Genomic DNA, 22,072 nt, shown 5'->3' on the forward strand with positions numbered 1-22,072 from the left:
ATTTGCACGTAAACTGGTTCGAGCAAATCGTCACGTCATCTTGTCAGATGGATGGTACTTGTACTAACCATCCAAATTGACCGCCCGGCGAGCCCGACGTCGTAACAGTCGACGGCGAGTCTGTGTCCTCACTCCTTTCCCGTTAATTATTAGAGAAGTTGGCGCGGATCACCGATCTATCCAGGGACAGGTTACGGGCGCGCCGCGGCGGAGTTCCGTTCGCGATGAGCTCGTGCGCAAGTTTGAATGCCGCTTCCCTAAGCCCATCTTCAACGACGACGTCGACAATCCCCAACTCCTGGGCCTTGCATGCGGAAATAGGCGTGCCACCCGTTGTTCTATCCAGCGCATCGCGTATCCCCGCAATCCGCGGAAGATGTTGCGTACCGCCGGTTCCTTGCGAGATATCCAGCTTCACGTCCGGCAACCTGAACGTAGCTGACGCAACGGCGATCCGATAGTGAGCAGAAAGCGCGAGTTCCAACCTGCCACCGAGCACGGTTCCGTGCAGTACCGCTACAACCGGACGGGCCAGACCTTCGATGGTGTCGAAGATGTCGTTCGAATCCGAGTGAGATATTCCCTCCAGGTCTAACCCGGTGATCTCCGCGTCAGCCTCGCAAGGGTGATTCGTTGCGCACAGGATTACCGCTTCAATAGTCGCGTCTGCTCGAGCGGCAAGGAGTCCTTCTATCAACTCCTGACAGACCGTTTGTGCGGAGGCGGCAGGCGGGTTGTCTATTTCAATCACGAGGACGGCCCCGTCCCTGGAGAGATGTACGAAATATGTCATTGTTTGCTCTGTATAGAGAAATACCAGGCGCAGCGTTCATGCATTGCGATAGGGTTGCGCGTTGTAGACCGGGTGCGACCCGCGCCTGGATGCGGGGATCTTCTCGCTCGCGCGGCGAGACTCGTCCGCTCTGGTCGGTGGATCACGTTGAGGCTCGTCTGTAATCAGACGGCTGGAGCCGGCACCGGCTGCGTTCTGCGCAGCATGAATAACACCAGCACGGCTGCTGCAGCGACAAATTCGGGTACCGCAGCGATCAGAAGTATCGGCGTGAGATCCCATTGCGCGGCGATCAGTACACCACCGATGACCGGGCCGATCATCCCGCCGACCTTGCCGGCTCCGATCGAACAGGCGACGCCGGTCGCCCGCATCTCCGGGGGGTACATGATCGAACACAGTGCGTTCAGTGCGCCCCATCCGCTGTTGTAGAGAAATCCGAGTGCCGCAAAGGCCAGCGGCGTCCAGACAGAATCCAGATCCATCGTTGCAATCACCGTGATCGCGGCAGCAGCTCCCGCCAGATAGACCGGCAGAACCCAGGTGGCGCCGAAGCGGTCCATGACGAAACCGCTGCTCGCCGTGCCGACTATGCCGGCGACCGCGCTCATGGCCATCAGGCCGGCGATCTGCGGCATCGGCATCTGCCGCGCGACATGCAGCAGTGTCGTTGATTTGAGATTTCAGGAGAAACACTATGAAAAGAATTCACGGTTTCGGAATTGCAATTTTCATGACAATCGTGACGGCGCCTTGCGCAGTCTTTGCACAGGGCAGCGCGGGCATGGTGGCGCAAGCGTCGTCTTCGCTGGTTCTCGCTCCGACCGCAAAGGAAATAAGAAAGGCGAACCATCAATTGGAGAACAAGATTCGTTCTGCACTTGATAAGGCAAAGATTAGTCCTGTCAACCTGGCTGTTATAGCGAAGAACGGGGCAGTGACCTTGCTGGGCGAGGTGGCGTCGGCTACAGAAGTGACTCGCGCCGGTGACGTGGCAAGGAGCGTTGCGGGAGTCTCGTCAGTCAACAACAAGCTCAGCGTGTCGAATGAATACAGGTAGAAGACCGGCGCGGAAGCTGCGGTTTCCCGCCACGCGTATGTTTGACCACGTGCAAAGGTGGGGGGCGGGAGGAGGTTATGTTTAAACGGGTTCTCGCGGCTACACTGATGGCCGTTCTGTGGGGCACTGTCAGCGCGGACTTCGTCACCGCGACAGACCAACTGGTCTCGCGGATTCCGCTCGTCGGCGATGACACTAGCGACTTCATGGTGCAGAAGTCCTTTTCTGATGTGAGGGCGAAGGGGAGCCAGCCACTCAATCTTCACCGGACCATGGCCAATGCACCGAAAATGATGCTGGCTGCCGGTGTGATGGCACATGCGATTCGCTTCGATGCGAGCGTGCCGCGGGTCTATCGCGAGCTGGCGATTATTCGCAGCGTCCAGCTGAATGGCGGGCACTACGAGGAGATGCAGCACCGGCCAATGGCGATGAGTTGTGGGCTGCGCCGTGATCAGGTCGACGCGATCGCTGACTGGCGCAACAGCAACCTGTTCAACGCCCGGCAGCGTGCCGTTCTTGATTGGTCGGAGGGCTTGTTCCGCCGGAATGGCCCATCCGATACGCAATTTGCCGCACTGAAGAAGCAGTTTTCCGATCAGGAAATCGTCGAATTGACGATGACGGCGACCACATACGCCGGGACCGCGATGTTCACGCGGGCGATGCATACGCCGCTCGAGCCGAATGCAGGCAACCCGAAAGATGCTTACGGTAACTGCTGAGTATTCATCCTGCTCTGGTGGAGGAAGCTATGGCCGGGTCACCTGCTCGATCCACCCAGGCTAAGCGTGCCTGCCGCGCCGGAACTCAATCTGTGAGAAACACTTGACGCGAGGCCACCTTCGCGCGGTCGCCAGCCCTCCTGTGTCGGTTGGGGACTCTCGCCGTGCGTCTCTGCGTGGCTATGTTCTTTGCAACGCGGAAGCATTCTGTGGCGGGGCTGGTGGTCGGTGCGACAAAAGACTGAACTCACCTCGATTCTGTTCGCCGCGGACCTGTCGAAGCGCGCACGACAAGTTCAGGCGGCGGAGCAATCACCATCGAGGGCTGTTGCGCAGGCGCCTGGATGAGGCGGATGAGTCTGTCGACCGACAACTCCGCAACGGCCGCCGTCTGGATCGCAACCGTCGTCAACGCCGGATGCACCTGGTGCGCCAGTTGAATGTCCGTAATGCCGATGACCGACACGTCGTTCGGCACGGCGCGGCCAAGCGTGATCAGGGCCTGTGCCGCGCCGATCGCGAGCAGGTCGTTGGTCGCGAAAATCGCCGTGAGGTGAGAGCGGTTCGCCATCAGCTGCATGCAGGCGGCGTAGCCGGCGTCGATAGAATCGCGGATTTGCAGCACCGCGGCCGCGTCTGCTTCGATTCCGGCCTCGCGCATCACCGTGCGAAATCCGTTTGAGCGTGCATCCTGCAAGCCGCCGCAGCCGTCGCCGATCAGGAGACCGATCTCGCGGTGACCCAGTTCGAGCAGGTGGCGCGCGGCAAGCGCACCCGCATGGGCAAAATCCACGGCGATGCAGGGCAGTGCGGGCGGCGATTCGGGGTGTTCCCACATCGCCAGTAAGATCGGCGCGCTGTGCGTGGCCGATGCGCACAATTCGTTGAACTTGATGTCCGTGTTCATCACGAGGACACCGTCCGCGAGTGTGCCGGCGATCTGGTTCAGATACGCACGGCCGACCTCCGCATCATCGTCAGTATTGCAAACCATCAGGAAGTACCCGGCTTTGCGTGCCGCTCGCTCGGCGGCCAACACGAACTCGGGGTAGAACGGGTTCGAGATGTTCGACAGCATCAAGGCCAGGGTCGACGAGTGGCCCTCCGCCAGCGCGCGGGCGTTCAGATTGGGCCGGTAGCCGAGATCGGCGATCGCCTTCAGCACGCGTTCGGCAGTCTCCGGGCGGACCTTCTCGCGGTTACGCAGGACATTGGAAACGGTGGCGGCGGTGACGTGTGCGCGCTTTGCGACTTCGGAAAGGGTGACCATGTTCTGTTTATCCCATATTCAGGGAGCGTGATTCAAATGTTGCAAGCAACCGCCGACGTTGATAACTTGCTGGAAAACACCAAAGGAGACACCCACCATGGCTTTTCCCCTCGAACTCGAATTTAAGCGATTAAATGCCTGCTGCACAAGAGCTGGCCGTTTATTTTTCACAAAAATTTAAGCGGTTAAATCCAGGAGGCAGCAGTATGGCTACGATTCGTCTTACGAACGTGCAGAAGTCGTACGGAGACCATCCGCCGGTGATCCGGCGCGTGAATCTCGAGATCGCGCAGCACGAGTTCTGTGTGTTTCTCGGACCCTCGGGTTGCGGCAAGTCGACCCTGCTGAGAATGATCGCCGGCCTCGAAGACCTGAGCGAAGGCGAGCTGCATATAGGCGGCCGCCTCATGAACGATGTGCCCGCCGCAGGGCGCGGCGTGGCAATGGTGTTCCAGAGTTACGCGCTGTTTCCGCACATGACCGTGTTCGACAACATGGCGTTCGGCCTGAAACTCGCGAAGCAACCGAAAGACGTCATCGACCGGAAGGTGCGCGAAGCCGCACGCATTCTGCAACTGGACGCCTTCCTTGATCGCCATCCGAAAGCGCTTTCGGGCGGGCAACGCCAGCGTGTGGCGATCGGCCGGGCGATCGTGCGCGAACCTGGCGTGTTCCTGTTCGATGAACCACTGTCGAATCTCGATGCCGCGCTGCGCGGTCAGACGCGTGTCGAAATCGCCCGCCTGCATCAACGCTTCGCGAACGCCAGCGTGGTCTATGTGACGCACGATCAGGTCGAAGCGATGACGCTTGCCGACAGGATCGTGTTGCTGCACGCGGGAGCGGACGCGGAGCGCTTCGGCAGCATCGCGCAGACCGGTGCGCCGCTCGAGTTGTATCACCATCCGAAGTCGCGCTTTGTGGCGGGCTTCATTGGTTCGCCGCGAATGAATTTCATCGATGCCGTGGTCGATTCGATCGAAGTGGGCAAGGTGGCCGTCACGCTGACGAAAAGCGGCGAACGGCTGGTCGCTCACGTGGACGGCCACCGTCTTCAGCGCGGCCAGCCCGTCACGCTCGGCGTGCGCCCGGAACATCTGCGTCTCTCCGGCGACGAGCAGTTCATTCAGTGCGTCACGGTGCTATCCGAACGGCTCGGCGAACACAGCTATATCCATGCGGATCATGCGGCCGGCACGCTCATCGCCAAGGCCGCGGGCGATACGCCGATCGGATCGGGCGAGCGCATCTGCATTCATGTTCCGCCTTCGGCGTGTCATCTGTTCGATGCCGACGGTATCGCGCTGCGGCGCAACATGCCCGAGCCTGAGCGAATCGCCGCTTGAGAAAATTCAAACTCCGCCATAGAGCGGTTTTCATCGCCTGACAGCAACCCGCTGTCAGCCAACAAGGTAGTCAAGGAGACAAAAGATGATTGCTTATCGCCTTCGCCGTCTGGCCCACATGTCAACCGTCGCTGTTCTGGTTGCCGCCGCACTTTCATGCGCCGCGGCCGATGCCGCCACGCTCACGGTCAATGTATCGTCACGCGGAAATCAGCGTGCGACCTGGCAGGATGCTTTCGACAAGTTCAAGAAAGCCAACCCTGACGTCGACCTCAAGGTGACCTACATCGCCGATGATGCTTATAAGGTGCAGATCGGCGGCTGGCTTGCCACCGATCCGCCCGATGTCGTTTCCTGGAACGCCGGCGAGCGCATGGCGTATTACGCGCAACGCGGCCTGCTCGAAGACCTGTCGTCCGACTGGAGCAAGAACGGCTGGTCGCAGCAGTATGCATCGGTGAAGGACGCCTCGACGTATAAGGGCAAGCAGTACGCCGCGCCGCTCGGTTACGACGCGTACGGCTTCTTCTATCGCAAGGACCTGTTCGAGAAGGCCGGCATCAAGGGCGAACCGAAAACGTGGGATGAATTCCTCGACGCCTGCAAAAAACTCAAGGCAAGCGGCGTTGCACCGATTGCCGTTGCCGCACGCGACAGCTGGACGCTTGCCGCGTGGTTCGACTATCTTGACCTGCGCATCAACGGCTACGCGTTTCACCAGCAGTTGATGTCTGGCGAAGTTCCGTACACGGACGCACGAGTGAAAAAAGTCTACGCCGCGTGGAAAACGCTGATTGACAATCATTATTTCATCGATAACGCACTGTCCTACGATCTTGATGCGATTACACCGATTCTCGTGAATGGCAAGGCGTCGATGATGCTGATGGGCACTTTCTTTTCGGCGATCATCCCGGCCTCCATCAGACCTGAGACGGGCTACTTCCGCTTCCCGGTGATCGATGCCAATGTGCCGATGGCGGAAGACGGTCCGGTGAATGTGCTGTTGATTCCGGCAAAAGCGAAGAACAAAGGCGACGCGCGCAGGCTGCTGGCGTTTATGGAGCAGCCGCAAATCAACGCGGATCTTGCGAAGGGCTGGGGCCAGTTGTCCTCCAACAGCCAGTCGGCCGAACCTGATGATTCGATTGCGAAGATCGGATTCCAGACGCTTGCGAACACCAAAGGCGGTATCGCGCAGTTCTACGATCGCGACATGACGAAGGAAATGGCCGACGAAGGGATGAAGGCGATGCAGCAATTTTATAACGATCCATCGCAGGTCGATGCGGTGCTCGCGCGCCTCGAAGCGACACGCCAACGCATCTATAAGAAGTAAGCCGCGAGCGTCGGCGATGTTTATTTCGACGACCGACGCTTGCCTTCGATCCCAGAAGAGGCCCACCATGTCTTATCCCGCAGCGCGCCGCCTCCCGGCGGCCAAGCACCGGCACGTCTCTACGACGCGCCGTCATCAGCACCGCGCGGCGCTTTTCTTCCTGTTGCCGGGTTGCGTGTTGTTTTGTCTGTGCGTGGTCTATCCGATCATCAGCAGCATTTCGCTCAGCTTTTACAACTGGGATGGAATGACGCCGAAGACCTTTGCCGGTCTCGACAACTACGTCGAGCTGTTCCACTCGGACACCTTCTATACGGCGCTCAGGAACAACCTGATCTGGCTCGCGCTGTTCCTGCTGGCGCCGCCGCTCGGACTGCTGTTCGCGTTGTATCTGAACCAGCATATTCGTGGCATGCGCGTCGTGAAGTCGCTGTTTTTCGCGCCGTTCGTGCTGTCGGGCGTGGTGGTCGGCCTCGTGTTCAGCTGGTTTTACGATCCTGGCTTCGGCCTGTTGCGACTGATTGTCGGCCACGGCATTCCCGTGCTCGGCGATCCGCACACGGTCACCTTCGGCATTATTTTCGCCGCGCTGTGGCCACAGACACCGTTCTGCATGGTGCTGTATCTCACCGGCCTGACGGGCATCAATCCGGAAGTGGTCGAGGCGGCGCGCATGGAAGGCGCAAAGGGCGTGCGTCTGCTGTGGCACGTGATTCTTCCGCAGCTTAGACCGGCCACTGTAATGGCCGTGGTGCTCACGGTGATCGGCGCGCTGCGCAGCTTCGATCTGATCGCGGTGATGAGCGGCGGCGGTCCATTCGACAGTTCCACCGTGCTGGCCTATTACATGTACGACCAGGCGATCAAGTACTACCGCGAAGGCTATTCCGCGGCGATCGCCGTCGTGCTGTTTGCCATCATGCTCGTCTACATCGTGTTCCATCTGCGCCGCATGCTGCGCGAAGAACGCTGATTTCCAGGAGTCACGTGTCATGTATCCGCTTCCCGTCGAACGCTGGAAACCGTTCAATCGCGCGCTGTACAAAGCGTCGCTGCCGCTTGCGCTGCTGATCTGGCTGCTGCCGATGCTGGCCGTGCTCGTCACGTCGATCCGCTCGTCGGACGAGTTATCGCAAGGCGAGTACTGGGGCTGGCCGAAGCATTTTGCGCTAATCGAAAACTATGGCACGGCGCTCACACAAACGCCGATGCTGCATTACTTCGCCAACAGCCTTCTGATCACCGTGCCTTCGGTGATCGGCGCGATCGTGCTCGCTTCGATGGCGGGTTTTGCGTTGGCAACTTACCGGTTCCCGGGCAATACCGCTGTGCTGTTCACCTTTGTCGCGGGCAATTTCGTACCGATCCAGATCCTGATGATCCCGGTGCGCGAAATGGCGCTGAAAGTGGGGCTCTTCAACAGCGTGTGGGCTCTGGTGATTTTTCATGTGTCGTTCCAGACCGGTTTTTGCACGCTTTTTCTGCGCAACTTCATCAAGCAGCTGCCGTTCGAACTGATCGAGGCAGCTCGGGTCGAGGGCGCGAGCGAATGGACGATCTACTGGCGCATCGTGCTGCCGCTGATCCGGCCCGCGCTCGCCGCACTCGGCATCCTCGTATTCACGTTTGTCTGGAACGACTACTTCTGGGCGCTGTGCCTCACGCAAGGCGACGAGGCCGCGCCGATCACCGTGGGCGTCGCGGCGCTTAAAGGCCAGTGGACCACGGCGTGGAATCTGGTCGCCGCCGGCTCGGTGCTTGCCGCCTTGCCCTCGGTTCTGATGTTCTTCCTGATGCAGAAGCATTTCGTCGCCGGCCTGACTTTCGGCGCAAGCAAGGGCTGATCGCCCGTTTGCCGTCATCTAACAAAGAGACTCTCTCATGCGACTTGGTGTTTGCTACTACCCTGAACAATGGCCGCGTTCGATGTGGGCCGACGATGCAAAACGTATGGTCGATCTCGGCATCACACATGTGCGGATCGCGGAATTCGCGTGGAGCCGGATGGAGCCGCGCGCCGGCGAATTCGAGTGGGGCTGGCTCGACGAAGCCGTCGAGACGCTGGCCTCTGCAGGACTGAAACTCGTGCTGGGCACACCGACCGCGTCGCCGCCGAAATGGCTGATCGATGCGTACCCGGACGTGTTGCCGGTGCGTGCGGACGGTACGCGCTGGAATTTCGGCTCGCGTCGCCATTACGATATTTCCAGCGAGATATATCGGCGTGAGTGCGTGCGTATCGTTGCCGCGATGGCCGAGCGCTATGGGCCGCATCCGTCTATCGTCGCGTGGCAGACCGATAACGAACTCGGTTGCCATGAGACCGTGCCGAGCTATTCGAGCGCGGCACTGACGCGTTTTCAGGCGTGGCTGCGGCATCGTTACGAGCGCGTCGAGGCGTTGAACGACGCATGGGGCAACGTATTCTGGAGCATGGAGTATCCGTCGTTCGAGGCGATCGGTTTGCCTAACCTCACGCCCACCGACGCCAATCCGATCCACCTGCTCGATTTTCGCCGCTTCATGTCCGACGAGGTGGCCAGCTTCCATCGCGAGCAGATTGACGTGCTGCGTGAGCATGCGCCTGAGGCGGATCTACTGCACAACTTCATGGGTTTCTTCACGACCTTCGATCATTACCGTTTCGCAGAAGACAACGCGCTCGACGTGGCAGCGTGGGACAGCTATCCGATCGCGCGCACGGAATCGATCGCACTGCCTGAAGAGCAGAAGGCGCGTTATGCACGCACCGCCCACCCGGACGTCTCCGCGTTCGATCACGACCGCTATCGCGCGATCGGCGCCGGCCGGTTCTGGGTAATGGAGCAACAGGCAGGCCCGGTGAACTGGGCGCCGTGGAATCCGGTGCCCGCGAAGGGCATGGTCCGGCTGTGGGCGTACGAAGCATTCGCACATGGCGCGGAACTGGTGTCGTATTTCCGCTGGCGTCAGTGTCCGTATGCGCAGGAACAGATGCATTCGGGTCTCAACTTGCCGAACAACGAACTGTCGCCTGGCGGCCTCGAAGTCCAGCAGGCGGCGCGTGAAATTGCCTCGTCTGAAGCGCTGTCCGGACTCGGTGCACCGTCGCGCGCGGCCACCGCAGTCGTGTTCGACTACGAGACGCAGTGGATGTTCGAGATTCAGCGTCATGGCAAAACCTTCGACTATCAGACGCTGGCGTTCGACTACTACGAGGCGCTGCGTGAACTCGGTCTCGACGTCGATATCGTGTCGAGCAGGGCTGATCTTTCGCAGTACCGGTTGGTGGTGGTGCCGAGCATCGCGGTGATCGATGACGCATTGGTCGATCAGATCGAAAGGAGTTCGGCGCAATGGGTATTCGGTCCGAGGAGTGGCTCAAAGACCGCGACCTTCGCCATTCCTTCGAGCCTGCCACCCGGCGCGTTGCAACGCGTTCTGCCGATGCAGGTGCTCGAAGTCGAAACGCTACGCCCGACGCTCACGCCAGCGCTTTCGATCGGAGACACGCAAGGTGTCGCGCTGCATTGGCGCGAACACGTTCGCGCCAATGGCGAGACGACCGTCGATGCGCAGTTCGACGATTCATGGCCGGCGGTTCTTACTCATGGAAACGTTCGCTATGTGGCGGGTTGGTTGTCGCACGCATTGCATCGCGAGGTTTTGCAACAGGCAGCGAAGGATGCCGGCATCGAGACACAGTTGCTGCCTGACGGCTTGCGTCTACGTCGGCGTGGAGATCTGACCTTCGCGTTCAACTTCGGCCCGGCCCAGGTAGAGGCGCCGGCGCCGGCCAACGCAACTGTCGTGCTCGGACAACTGAAGCTTGAAACCGGCGATGTCTGCGCGTGGAAGACGGTAGAAACCAGCACATTGAAATCGCTTTCGTTATGACCCCCTTCGATCAAACATCGAATCTAACGCCGCCTCGCGGCACGCGATACAAGGAAACTAGCAATGACTTACGAAGCAGCTTCAGAACGCTATTCGGACATGCAATACCGCGTCTGCGGCAAGTCGGGTCTCAAACTGCCGGCGCTGTCGCTGGGCCTGTGGCACAACTTCGGCGATACCACGCCGATTTCCACGCAGCGCGATATCCTGCGCACGGCCTTCGACCTGGGCATCACGCACTTCGACCTCGCCAACAACTACGGCCCCCCGTACGGCAGCGCCGAAACCAATTTCGGCCGGCTCTTCAAGGATGACTTCAAGCCGTATCGCGACGAATTGCTGATCTCGTCGAAAGTGGGTTGGGACATGTGGCCGGGGCCGTACGGACAGGGCGGTGGCTCGCGTAAATACGTACTCGCGAGTCTTGATCAGAGCCTGCAGCGCATGGGTCTCGACTACGTCGATATCTTCTATTCGCATCGTTTCGATGCCGATACGCCGCTCGAAGAAACCGCCGGTGCATTGGCGAGTGCCGTGCAGCAGGGCAAGGCGCTGTACATCGGAATTTCGTCATACTCGCCAACCAAGACGCTCGAAATGGCCAGGCTGCTTGCCGAGTACAAGGTGCCGCTGCTGATCCATCAGCCGGCGTACAACATGCTCAACCGCTGGATCGAACGCGAACTGCTGGACACGCTCGAGCAAGTTGGCGCGGGCGCCATCGCGTTCACGCCGCTCGCGCAGGGCTTGCTCACCGGCAAGTATCTGAACGGCGTGCCGGACGACGCGCGCGTCAACAAGCCGGGTGGCGGTTCGTTAAAGCAGGAGCATCTGAGCCCGCAAAACATCGAACACGTGCGCAAGCTCAACGACATCGCGCAGCGTCGCGGACAAAGCCTTGCGCAGATGGCGCTCGCCTGGGCGCTGCGCGATCCGCGTGTCACATCCGTGCTGATCGGCGCAAGCCGCGCGGAACAGGTGCGCGAGAACGTTGGTGCGCTGAAGAATCTCGCGTTCTCGAGGGAAGAGCTGGCGGAGATCGACCGCTACGCAACCGAAGGCGGGATCATCCTGCCGGAAAAACCGTCGACCGATAGGGTAATCTGAATACAGGGCGAGCGTCGCTGAATCGCCGCCTGCCGACTCTCACAAACTGTACGCGAGGGGGCGTCGCGAATCGATCTCGCCGGCTTAAACGATACCGCGCTCGTGAAAGCGGCGAACGCTTTCGGCGTCGTACCCGAGTTCGGCGAGAATGGTATCCGTGTGTTCGCCGAGCACGGGAGGTGCGATGACCTGAGGTGATGGCGTGTCGCTCAAGGTCACCGGATAGCCGACCATATCGACGCGCCCATGTTTGGGGTGGTCCGCAAAGATCCGCATGCCGGTTTCCCATACCTGAGGGTCGTCAAGCGCTTCGTTAACCTGATGGATCGGCGCAGCCGGCACATCCGCGGCGGCGAATCGTTCCAGCCAGTAGGCACGGTCCTGCGCGGCGAGCAATGGCTTGAGCTCAGCATGGATTGTTTTCCAGTGCTGACGCCGCGCACCATGCGTCTTGTAGCGCGCGTCTGCGGCGAGATCGGTCCGATCGAGTGCGGCGACGAAACCTTGCCAGAACTTATCGGGGGAGGACAGATGAACCACGAGCGGTAATCCGTCGCGGCAAACAAAGGCATAGACCTGCGACGCCTGCGGTCGAGAATAGGCATTGGGGACGTGGCCCGTTTTGAAGAACACCGCATAAGCTTCGTGCATGAACCGCATCGTTGCCTGCAGTAAACTGGTATTGACGCGCTGGCCGAGATGCGTGGTAGCGCGTGCGTTGAGTGCCGCGAGAACCCCATAGGCGGCGAACAGGCCAGTCAGCGTATCGGAGAACGTGGGGCCGACGGGTTGCGGATCCTCGCGATCGATGAGCAGGCTCAGAAGTCCGCTTAAGCCCTGGCCAACGGCGTCGTAGCATGCTCGGCCCGCGTAGCATCCGGTGGTGCCGACGCCGGTGATGGCACAGTAGACCAGTTTTGGATTGCGGGACTTGAGCATGTCGTAGTCGATGCCGAGTTTGGCAGCGCCGCCAGGGCGGAAATTCTCTATCAGCACGTCCGCGCCGTCGATGAGACTGAACAGGATGTCCCGGCTTTCTGGCGCACGCAGATCGAGCGTCAGGCTGCGTTTATTGCGGTTGAACGCAACGAACGGGGCACCGTAGCCATCCGATTCGACGCTCCAGCCCCGAAACGGATCGCCTCCGTTGGTATCCTCGATCTTGATAACGTCAGCCCCGAGATCGCCAAGCAATTGTCCACAAAATGGTCCGGTAACGAAGCGGGCGACTTCGATGACTTTGATCCCTTTGAGCGGACCTGCGGAATTAGCGATGCCAATTGCTCTTCAATGTGTTGGGTGTGTCACAAGGGGGTTCGAGACGCGGCCGCCTCAGGCGGCCGGTCCGGCGAAAATCATCGATCGGATGTCTCGACGTGTCGGGTAAGGGGACGTTTCGTCCGGCACAGGATGCGACCCCTTCTCGAACTAGGCGTCCTGGATGACGTCTGGTCTTTGGTAATTAGTGTTTGTACCTCCTTTCTGAGAACTTAGATACTCCTCCAGATTGGCGGTCGGATCAACGGACAGACGCTGACGCCAGCCGATGAGGCGGTCGACATCGAGCGCCTGGGAGAGCGGCAATTCGCGGCCCAATTGGACGGCAAGTTTCGCGTTCTCCAGCGGGGCCGAGTGTCGCGATGAGAGTTCGGCGGCGATGTCGTTGGTCGTTGTTTCCAATGAAGACTCAGCGACCGACAACGAGACGAGACCCAACCTATCGGCTTCCGTTCCTGAGAGGTTGCGCCCCAGCAACTGGATGAACACGGCTTTCTTGACCGGGATCTGGGCGTGCAGCAACGTGCTGGTGGCGATCTGGCCGAAGCTGCCGCGAACCAGTTCGGGCATGCCGATCTGTGCGGTATCGGCAGCAATCACGAGGTCGTGCACGTTCATGAGCGCGAACGCACCGCCCAGACAGTAGCCGTGCACCTGCGCAATCATGATGCGAGGAAAGTCGCGCAGTGCCTTGGTGAGTGCGATCGTGGGCCCCGGGCGATCCCAGTCGGCAACCCGACCATTCGCCACACCGCGAAGGTAGTGCAGATCCAGCCCCGAACTGAAGGAAGAGCCGGCACCTTTGGTAATGACAATCTTGAGATCGCGATCCGCCCTAATAATTTCGAGCGATTCAAAAAATGCGTCAACGAGAGTGGGGTTCAGGCAATTTCGCTTTTCCGGCCGATTCAGCACAATTCGGGCTACCCCCGCATCGTGCATCCGTTCAAGCTTAAGCTCCGGCCATTCTTTGAGTGTCGTCCACGTGGTTGTCATTGTCATCTCCATGAGTTGTCGTTTCGATTGATCGGACTTTGTCGACGTCGATCGTATTCTGGGCGGAGCACTGTAGCCATGGGCGCAGAACCTATGGGGTAATAGACGCGACGCTATGACCAACGCATCGACCGTCGGGATATGAACACCACACATAACGCAACAGCTATGAACCCATAGCGCCTTGGCCAATTGTCGGGGCGCGAAAGGACACGCTACATTGCGCTGACCCGCGTTGTTCCAGACCGTTTCGTTGCCGTCACCAGCACTGCAATTGCGCACGCCGGGCTGGATACAGGAAATTTCAAATAGCCGACTTGAACGCCAATCCTCGCGCTCTCACGGATTCTGATCATGGCGACACACACGAAGCGTAGCCACGGGGCGAGGGCAAACAGACGCGCGGTGTTTAGTGGCAGATTCATCTGCTCCGAAGCAGTCCGCGACACGAACAAACATAAAGGAGACTGATCATGCGCATTCTCGATTCTCATTTTCACTGGTGGCCTCGGTCGACCTTCGATGAGCTCTGCAAGCGGAAAGGCTATCCGAGAGCCGAAAGTAACGGCAAAGGCGGCTATACCTACTGGCGGCAGGAGGGAGGGCGCGGCCCGCTTCAATCTCGGCGCCGAGTGGTTCGATCTGGACAAGCAGTTGGCGTACATGGACACCCTGGAACACGACGTCGACGTGATCTGCTCCATCGGACCATTCTCGCGACACTTTTCGGATCTGCCCGTCGACGAGGGGCGTGCTGCGGCAATGTCGTGGAACGAGGAAATGGCGGCCGCTCAGCGCCGCTATCCCGGACGGCTTTGGGCCAGTGCGGCAGTACCCTTGCGCGATACCGACGTTGCCATCGAAGTGGTCGATCATGCGATCGGCACGCTTGGTCTGATTGGCGTCAATCTGCCGGGCACTGTCGGCTCGCTCGACCGGATCGACGCCGAGCGGCTCGAACCGTTCTATGCCCATGTCGAAAAGCTTGGCGTCCCGATTTTCCTGCATCCGACCGACTCGATCTTTCCTGACATTCTCGACGGATACAACGGAGCGCTGTATCTGAGTCTGGGGCGTGTAGTTGATATCTCCGTGTCGGCTTGCAGACTCGTGCTCTCCGGGATCATGGAACGTCATCCCGGTCTGAAGATCATCATGTCGCATACGGGAGGCGCATTGCCTTATCAGGCCGGTCGCATGGATAAAAATGCCAAGGCTGCCGGCTTGCCGCTGCCGCCAAGTACGTACATCAAGCGCATGTACACCGATACAGTCTCGCCGCACGAATTGGGCATGCGTTTTGCGGTTGAATTTTATGGCGCCGACCATGTGATGTATGGCAGCGACTACCCGTGTTGGAGTCCGGCGACGGCCTTGGAGTTATTCGGGCAAGTGGGGCTGTCCAGCGCAGACCAGCAGAAGATCTTTTACGGCAACGCGCGGCGCCTCTTCGGTTTGCCCGACACCGACTAAGGGCGTCTGTACGAACTGCACGGACCAGACGGCGGCACCACAGCTCGGCCGGATGTGAAAAACCAGTTGGCCGTCCGCGGTAATGCGCCATTCGTAACTGCAAAAAACTCGACAGGAGACAATTCAAATGCCCGGAAAGTATTCGGTCGATATCGAACAGTTGATCGACCAGCACAAGCTCAGTCCGTTCCAGATTTTTGTGGCTGTCTTGTGTGCATGTGCGCTCCTGGTGGACGGCTTCGATACGATGGCGATCGGCTATGTCGCGCCGGCACTCATCAAGGCATGGGGCATCAACCGCGCGGCCATGACGCCCGCTTTCGCAGCTGGCCAGATTGGCCTGATGATTGGCTCGCTGGTCGTCGGCCCGCTGGCGGACCGGATAGGACGTCGTCCCGTCATGATTCTTTGCAGCGCTACGTTCGGTGTGCTGTCGTTACTGACAATGTCTGTATCGTCCGTTCCGGAACTGGTTGCTGTCCGGTTTCTGACCGGTCTAGGGCTGGGAGGTGCGATGCCTAACGCGCTGGCGCTCACGAGCGAATATGTGCCGTCGCGGATCCGCATCACGGCGATGATGGTCATGTTTTGCGGTTTCTCGATAGGAGCCGCGCTGGGTGGACTAGTCGTGGCCAAGTTGATAGCGGTGCATGGTTGGCAAGTGGTTTTCTTGATTGGCGGCATCCTTCCTCTGGCGTTTGCAGTCGTGCTGATATTTTTTCTGCCCGAATCACTGCGCTACCTGGCGGTGACCGGCAAGCATCCGAAACGCCTCGCGAAGCACGTGAACCGTATTGTCCCGGATGCCGATTCGACCTGCGGCGATGCTATCTATGTTGTGGCCGAGAAAATCGTGAAGGGATCTGTTGTACGCGAGTTATTCGCTGGCGGCCGGAAGAGGATCACGTTGCTGTTGTGGACCATCACGTTCATGAATCTGCTCGATCTGAATTTGCTGTCGAGCTGGTTGCCGGCGATGTTGCGGGATGGCGGGCTGCATATCGAGATGGCCGCGTTGATCACAATCGGGTACCAGGCGGGAGGAACCGTCGGGACGCTGACGCTGGGACGCTTTGTCGATCGCTTTCCACCGTTTCTGATACTGGTCATGACGTATGTATTCGCATTCCTGAGCATTTTTTTCGTCGGACTTGTTAGCGGAAATACTTGGCTGCTCGGTGTACTCGTTTTCGCCGCCGGCTTTTGCGTGATCGGCGGTACGGGGGCATGCGATGCGCTGGTGGCGACCTGCTATCCGACGGAGACTCGGGTGACGGGACTCGGCTGGGCGATTCGGGTTGGGAGAATCGGCGCCATTCTGGGACCCACCATCGGTGGCATTGCGCTTGGCATGGATTGGTCTACTGCAAGTTTTTTCGCAATGGGCGCGGTGCCGATGCTCGGGGCCGCAGCGGCCGCTGGTACGATTCACATGACGCGGCGCAAGGCCGCTTTCAGAGAAGTCACGGTGCTGGGTTCGTGAGCGTCACGCCGCGATCTAACACGGATTGTGGCAATACAACGCGCTGAATCGTTGTTCGACGTTTGACGGACGTCACGCGCATAGCGTCAAAAACAGCATGACGCCATTCAGAATCTCTTGACGTCCCTCAGTTACCCTATCGAGTACAACAATACGCTCAGCCGGAAATTCAAATGTCAGCCCGCCGGGTGACTAACGACGGCTGCCGGAGCCCGACAGGCGCAATGGAGCAATCTCGATCTCTTCAACAGGCGCTTTGCGCTGCTGACAATCCAACCTGACAACGGCCCTGGCACTCGTCGCCGCGCATAACAATGTCCAAACTATGAGATTTTTAATTTTCCAATAATTAAATCCTGATTTTCATATAAGGATTTCCTTATTTTTATTGAAGAATTTTTTTAATTTGTATCTCTTTTAATAAATTATCTTTACCTAATAAAATAACCACTTTTTGCCCTTCAGCCTGACCGAAAGCGGCCGTATACCTTGAGGAAGCAGGGATCATCAGCATGTTTCACGATCGCGGCTGAACCAATCGCGTGGCACAGGCGCACCGTGATCCTCACGGCATCTGGGTTGTCATGCAGCGTAATTGGTGACATAGGAATGGTGGCGTCGCCGATACAAATTTCGTTCCGCATTTTTAGTCATCGTTGGTCAAAATTAATCACGCTGCCACGACGTGCGTGTCTCGAGGCGCGTTAAGTCTTCAATTGCATTCATTGAGGTGCAGCAGGGAAAGAGGCCGCGATGATGTTGTTTGCCGGTGGGTATCGATGGCGCACATCGCGCCCGCGAAGGCAAACGTTTGCCAACTATCGACGGCACCCGGAATGGTTTCATGAATCAACTGCCGGGACCGTCTCATCAGGAGTGGAGAAGCGCATGACGGGATCGAAATCAAACAAGATCGATGCACGACCAGAACACGTGAATTCAGGCGCTCCTGAAATACAGTCTGGACAATCCGATGCGTTTGCGATGCAGGCGCAAATTGCTGAAGGCATTTCGCGTCGCACATTTCTATACAGCCTCGGAGCATTGGCTCTATCCGCCTGCGGCGGCGGAGGAGGAACTTCGTCGGCTCAGGCGTCCCAGTCATCGCAATCGGTGGCCGCATCGCGCGCTGCAGTGCAGAGCAGTTCGTCGTCGAGCGCGTTTGTGCATCCAGGTTTGTTGCATACCCAGGCGGACTTCGATCGGATGAGCCAGAAGGTCGCGGCGCAAGCGTCCCCCTGGATCGATAGCTGGAACATCCTGATCTTGAATAGTCACGCAAGCCTGTCGTGGACGCCTAACCCGCAGGAGGTTGTCTATCGGGGTGATGACGGGGTTCATACGCAGAACTACGGCTCGCTGTTCAATGACATCGCTGCGGCTTACGCGTGCGCGTTGCGCTGGAAAGTCACGGGCAACACAGCTTATGCCGACAAGGCGGTGCAGATCATGAACGCCTGGTCGTCCAAGTTGACTGGGTTGGGCGGCGATTCGAACGTCGATCTCGCGGCAGGCATCTACGGCTATGAATTCGCCAATGTCGGTGAAATCATGCGCGCCTATTCAGGTTGGGCAGCCGCCGACTTCGCCAGCTTCCAGAACATGATGCGCAGCTACTTCTATCCGATCAACCACGATTTCATCAATCGGCACAACAACACCGAGGTGACGCACTATTGGGCCAACTGGGATCTGTGCAACGTGGCATCGATCATGGCTATCGGTGTGCTGTGCGACGACCAGTCGCTATTCGACGAGGCTGTCACGTACTTCAAGAGGGGCGCGGGCAACGGCGCGATTCTGCAGGCCGTCTACTACGTCCATCCGGGCTATCTGGGTCAATGGCAGGAGTCGGGGCGTGACCAGGGACACGCCACGCTCGGCATCGCACTCGGGGGAGCGATCTGCGAAATGGCCTGGAATCAGGGTGTCGATCTGTACGGTTACGATAACAACCGGTTCCTCATGGGGGCGGAATACGTTGCGAAAAGCAACCTGATCGAGTCGGGTACGACCTTTTACACCGTGCCCTACATCCGCTACAACAATGTAGACAACGTGAACCAGGCCGTGTTTTCGACTTCGGCTCAAGGTACGGCGCGCCCTTGCTGGGCGCTGGTTTACAACCACTACGTCAACCGCAAGGGCTTGGCCGCGCCTTATACGCAGAAGTTCGCGACGCTGGTCCAGCCTGAAGGTGGCGGAGGCAACTATGGACCGAACAGCGGCGGCTACGACCAACTAGGCTACGGAACGTTGACCTGCACGCTCGACGCGATCGGGAGCGGCGTGGCGCCGAGCGTGCTCGTCGCGATTGCGAGCGCAGGGCAGGTCATCCTGTCGTGGTGGGGCACCGCGTACGCGACGAGCTATAACGTCAAACGCGGCACCACGTCCGGCGGACCCTACACATCCATCGCGAGTGGTGTTACCGATCTGCTCAGTTATACGGACAGCGGTCTCGCGGCCGGGACCTATTACTACGTCGTGACCGCGGTGACACCGTCCGGTGAAACGGCTGCGTCAAACGAGGCCGTTGTGACCACTGCGGTGCAACTGCAGACCTACCTGGCATTCGACGAAAGCAGTGGCGCCAGTGCGGCGGATTCGAGCGGAAACGGACATTCCGGCACGCTGGTTGGCGGTGCGAGCCGGGCGGTTGGCAAGAAGGGCAATGCCGTGTCGCTCGACGGCAGCACGGGTTATGTCAGCCTGCCAGACAACATCGTGGCCGACGTGTCGGACTTTACGATCGCGGCGTGGGTGTATTGGAACGCGGCGAAGACCTGGGAGCGTGTATTTGACTTCGGTTCCGGCACGGGTCGCTACATGATGCTGACCCCGCGCGCCAATAGCGGGTTCGCACGCTTTGCCATCACGCTCAACGGTGGCGCGGGCGAGCAGGACATCAACGGCAATGTCGCCCTGCCGACCGGGCAGTGGGTGCACGTCGCGGTGACGTTATCGGGCAGCGTCGGTACGCTGTATCTGAATGGCGGGGAGATCGGCTCCAGCACGGCGATGTCGTTTTCACCGTTCCATCTGGAAAGCACCAGCCAGAACTGGATCGGACGATCGCAGTTCTCAGGCGATCCGTACTTCAACGGATTGATCGACGAGTTCCGCATCTACCGTAACGCGCTCAGTGCGGAACAGATCGCGGCATTGATTTCGGCGTAGTGACAGGCTGGCGGACGTCGGCGCCCTCTGAACGTGTCGGCATCCGCGCACCATTCGCGAACATATGCAGAACTGATTTCATATTGTGATTGCGGGTCCACGCATAACGCGAGGCCGCGGAAGCTGGCAACAATTTGGGCATCGTCCCTGACAATCAAGGATCTTTCGTAATGGGACATTCCCAGGACTTCCTGCAGCGATTCAGTGGGACAATCACGAGTCGTGACCGGGCCATAATGTTTCGTCAAAGACCAGTCACAGTCTGGTTGACAGGGTTATCCGGGGCGGGAAAATCGACCATCGCTTTCGAACTCGAACGGCAACTGGTGTCGTCAGGCCACGCGTGCTATGTCCTCGACGGTGACAACATCCGCCATGGATTGACATGTGATCTCGGCTTCGGCCACGTCGACCGGCGCGAGAATATCCGCAGGGTCGCACACGTAGCCCAATTGATGAACGACGCCGGCCTGATCGTCATTGCGGCGTTGATTTCGCCCTTGCGCGAAGATCGAGAAGCGGCGCGCAAGATCATTGAGCAGGACAAATTTGTCGAGACCTATGTTTGTACATCCGTCGACACGTGCGAGCGTCGCGACCCAAAAGGTCTGTATGCCAAGGCGCGTTCCGGGGAAATTGCTTCGTTTACGGGCGTGTCGGCACCCTATGAATCGCCGCAGAATCCTGATCTGCGAGTGGACACTGCGACATCGACCGTGGACGAATGCGTATCGGGCATTCTCGATTACTTGCGCAATACGAGTCTTGTGGATTCCCGATGGCCTGATGGTGTTCGGTCGAGAAAGTAAGATCGCGTGACGACGAATGCCAATTAACGGTGGCACAAACCGATAACGTCATGATGCCTCCGCCATGCGCGGTTGCCGGGGAACCAGTGTGAATCTGGCGGACGCGCGTCAAACGGAACGGCGCCCACCGGACCAGCTCATGCCGTCAGATGTGGCCCAAGCAGTGACAGGTCGGCACCGCCGAGGCGGTCGCTCGCGGTCTGCAACTGATGCCAGTATGGGTAAAGCAGAGGAGGCGCACTGACCTTGTCCAGCCGTGCGCGCTGATCTGCGCTCAGGGTGACGTTCGCCGCGCCGAGGTTGTCCTGCAACTGCGCCTCATTGCGTCCGCCGATGATGACCGAGGTGACGGCGGGTCGCGCCAGCGTCCACGCCAGCGTGACCTGTGCAGCGGACGCCTTATGCTCCTCGGCAATCTCAACAAGCGTGTCGACGATCGACCACAGACGTTCCTCGTCGCGAATCGGTGGCTCAGTCCAGCCGGCTAACTGGCGCGTGCCTTCCGCTGAGGCATTGCGGCGATGCTTGCCGGACAGCAGGCCGCCTGCAAGCGGACTCCAGACCAGAATGCCGAGCCCCTGGTCGAGCGCGATTGGCGCGAGTTCGTATTCGGCTTCGCGCGCTTCGAGCGTGTAGTGGATCTGCTGGCTGATGAAACGCGGCAGACGGTCACGTTCGCTCACATGCCGCGCCTTCATCAAGTGCCAGCCCGAGTAGTTCGAACAACCGACATACCGGATTTTGCCGTGCCGCACGAGCAGGTCGAGTGCTTCGAGCGTTTCCTCGAGCGGCGTCAGCCCGTCCCACTGATGGACCTGATATAGATCAATTACGTCGGTTTTGAGCCGCCGCAGGCTCGCCTCGCAGGCCTGGATCAAATGGTGCCGCGACAGGCCGCGATCGTTCGGGCCGTTGCCCATAGGGAAGCGGGCCTTCGTTGCGATCAGCACACCGCCCTTGCGCTTGCCGCCAAGTGCCTCGCCGACGATTTCTTCGGACGCGCCGTCCGAATAGACGTCCGCTGTATCGATCAGGTTGACGCCCGCGTCGATGCACATGTCGATCTGCCGGCGTGCTTCGTCAAGGCCGACCTCGCCGACCTTCGCGAATTTCCCCTTGCCGCCCATAGTCATGGTGCCCAGCGTGATGGTCGATACTTTGAGGCCTGAGCGGCCGAGTTGACGATATTCCAAGGTGAAACCCTCCTGTTATGTGGACAGTATCTTGAGCGTCTGGATGGCCCCAGGCCGGACGCACTGGGGTGGGTCGTGCCATGCAGTTTTTTTGCAGCAAATGCGTCAATGCCCTCGACAATAAAGTAGTTTGACTTATCGTTC

19 protein-coding genes are annotated in these 22,072 nt (G+C 59.2%); 12 read left to right on the forward strand and 7 right to left on the reverse strand.

Annotation, left to right across the window (positions count from 1 at the left end):
• Nucleotides 1-142: 142 nt before the first annotated feature.
• On the reverse strand, nt 143-793 hold the full coding sequence (locus tag DSC91_RS34815) for an enoyl-CoA hydratase/isomerase family protein (RefSeq protein WP_115782998.1): 651 nt from the start codon (nt 791-793) through the stop codon (nt 143-145).
• 164 nt (nt 794-957) lie between these two features.
• Nucleotides 958-1,431 carry an MFS transporter gene (locus DSC91_RS34820; RefSeq protein WP_162831505.1) on the reverse strand — a complete coding sequence of 158 codons (474 nt, stop codon included), beginning with the start codon at nt 1,429-1,431 and terminating at the stop codon, nt 958-960.
• A gap of 59 nt (nt 1,432-1,490) precedes the next feature.
• Here DSC91_RS34820 and DSC91_RS34825 point away from each other — a divergent pair, with 59 nt between their 5' ends.
• Entirely contained in the window at nt 1,491-1,853 is a 363-nt protein-coding gene (locus tag DSC91_RS34825; RefSeq protein WP_115783000.1) for a BON domain-containing protein, read from the forward strand.
• A 77-nt stretch (nt 1,854-1,930) separates the two neighbouring features.
• Nucleotides 1,931-2,578 (forward strand): carboxymuconolactone decarboxylase family protein, encoded by a 648-nt coding sequence (locus DSC91_RS34830; protein WP_115783001.1) that lies wholly within the window; start codon nt 1,931-1,933, stop codon nt 2,576-2,578.
• A gap of 247 nt (nt 2,579-2,825) precedes the next feature.
• Here DSC91_RS34830 and DSC91_RS34835 read toward each other — a convergent pair whose 3' ends face one another.
• Nucleotides 2,826-3,848, reverse strand: a complete 1,023-nt coding sequence (locus DSC91_RS34835) for a LacI family DNA-binding transcriptional regulator (protein WP_115783002.1) — start codon at nt 3,846-3,848, stop codon at nt 2,826-2,828.
• A 206-nt stretch (nt 3,849-4,054) separates the two neighbouring features.
• On the opposite strand from DSC91_RS34835, the gene DSC91_RS34840 reads away from it, so the two are divergent.
• From DSC91_RS34840 to mgrA, 6 genes are all read left to right on the forward strand, one after another.
• Nucleotides 4,055-5,194, forward strand: coding sequence for an ABC transporter ATP-binding protein (locus tag DSC91_RS34840; RefSeq protein ID WP_115783003.1), 1,140 nt, complete (start codon nt 4,055-4,057; stop codon nt 5,192-5,194).
• Nucleotides 5,195-5,279: 85 nt separating this feature from the next.
• Nucleotides 5,280-6,533, forward strand: coding sequence for an ABC transporter substrate-binding protein (locus DSC91_RS34845; protein ID WP_115783004.1), 1,254 nt, complete (start codon nt 5,280-5,282; stop codon nt 6,531-6,533).
• Nucleotides 6,534-6,600: 67 nt separating this feature from the next.
• On the forward strand, nt 6,601-7,506 hold the full coding sequence (locus DSC91_RS34850; protein WP_115783005.1) for a carbohydrate ABC transporter permease: 906 nt from the start codon (nt 6,601-6,603) through the stop codon (nt 7,504-7,506).
• Nucleotides 7,507-7,525: 19 nt separating this feature from the next.
• Nucleotides 7,526-8,377 (forward strand): carbohydrate ABC transporter permease, encoded by an 852-nt coding sequence (locus DSC91_RS34855; RefSeq protein WP_115783006.1) that lies wholly within the window; start codon nt 7,526-7,528, stop codon nt 8,375-8,377.
• A 37-nt stretch (nt 8,378-8,414) separates the two neighbouring features.
• On the forward strand, nt 8,415-10,409 hold the full coding sequence (locus tag DSC91_RS34860) for a beta-galactosidase (RefSeq protein WP_115783007.1): 1,995 nt from the start codon (nt 8,415-8,417) through the stop codon (nt 10,407-10,409).
• Nucleotides 10,410-10,472: 63 nt separating this feature from the next.
• Entirely contained in the window at nt 10,473-11,516 is a 1,044-nt protein-coding gene (gene mgrA, locus DSC91_RS34865; RefSeq protein ID WP_115783008.1) for an L-glyceraldehyde 3-phosphate reductase, read from the forward strand.
• A gap of 84 nt (nt 11,517-11,600) precedes the next feature.
• Here mgrA and DSC91_RS34870 read toward each other — a convergent pair whose 3' ends face one another.
• On the reverse strand, nt 11,601-12,797 hold the full coding sequence (locus DSC91_RS34870) for a CoA transferase (protein ID WP_115783009.1): 1,197 nt from the start codon (nt 12,795-12,797) through the stop codon (nt 11,601-11,603).
• Nucleotides 12,798-12,944: 147 nt separating this feature from the next.
• On the reverse strand, nt 12,945-13,790 hold the full coding sequence (locus tag DSC91_RS34875; RefSeq protein WP_162831506.1) for an enoyl-CoA hydratase/isomerase family protein: 846 nt from the start codon (nt 13,788-13,790) through the stop codon (nt 12,945-12,947).
• Nucleotides 13,791-14,312: 522 nt separating this feature from the next.
• Between DSC91_RS34875 and DSC91_RS34880 the strand changes: the two genes are divergently transcribed.
• Nucleotides 14,313-15,263: an amidohydrolase family protein gene (locus DSC91_RS34880; RefSeq protein WP_115783011.1), complete on the forward strand. Its 951-nt coding sequence runs from the start codon at nt 14,313-14,315 to the stop codon at nt 15,261-15,263.
• 127 nt (nt 15,264-15,390) lie between these two features.
• A complete protein-coding gene (locus DSC91_RS34885) occupies nt 15,391-16,746 on the forward strand; it encodes an MFS transporter (protein ID WP_115783012.1) in 1,356 nt (451 codons plus the stop codon).
• A 461-nt stretch (nt 16,747-17,207) separates the two neighbouring features.
• Here DSC91_RS34885 and DSC91_RS37740 read toward each other — a convergent pair whose 3' ends face one another.
• Entirely contained in the window at nt 17,208-17,390 is a 183-nt protein-coding gene (locus DSC91_RS37740; protein WP_162831507.1) for a hypothetical protein, read from the reverse strand.
• 340 nt (nt 17,391-17,730) lie between these two features.
• On the opposite strand from DSC91_RS37740, the gene DSC91_RS34890 reads away from it, so the two are divergent.
• Together DSC91_RS34890 and cysC are read left to right on the forward strand one after the other, a co-directional pair.
• The gene (locus tag DSC91_RS34890) at nt 17,731-19,926 is read left to right on the forward strand and encodes a LamG-like jellyroll fold domain-containing protein (RefSeq protein WP_115783013.1); all 2,196 of its coding nucleotides are present in this window, start codon (nt 17,731-17,733) and stop codon (nt 19,924-19,926) included.
• A gap of 170 nt (nt 19,927-20,096) precedes the next feature.
• Nucleotides 20,097-20,735, forward strand: coding sequence for an adenylyl-sulfate kinase (cysC, locus tag DSC91_RS34895; RefSeq protein WP_115783014.1), 639 nt, complete (start codon nt 20,097-20,099; stop codon nt 20,733-20,735).
• A 137-nt stretch (nt 20,736-20,872) separates the two neighbouring features.
• Here the strand turns inward: cysC and DSC91_RS34900 are convergent, their stop codons facing one another.
• Entirely contained in the window at nt 20,873-21,928 is a 1,056-nt protein-coding gene (locus tag DSC91_RS34900; protein WP_115783015.1) for an aldo/keto reductase, read from the reverse strand.
• Nucleotides 21,929-22,072 lie beyond the last annotated feature (144 nt).

The organism is Paraburkholderia caffeinilytica (assembly GCF_003368325.1).
Lineage (GTDB): Bacteria > Pseudomonadota > Gammaproteobacteria > Burkholderiales > Burkholderiaceae > Paraburkholderia > Paraburkholderia caffeinilytica.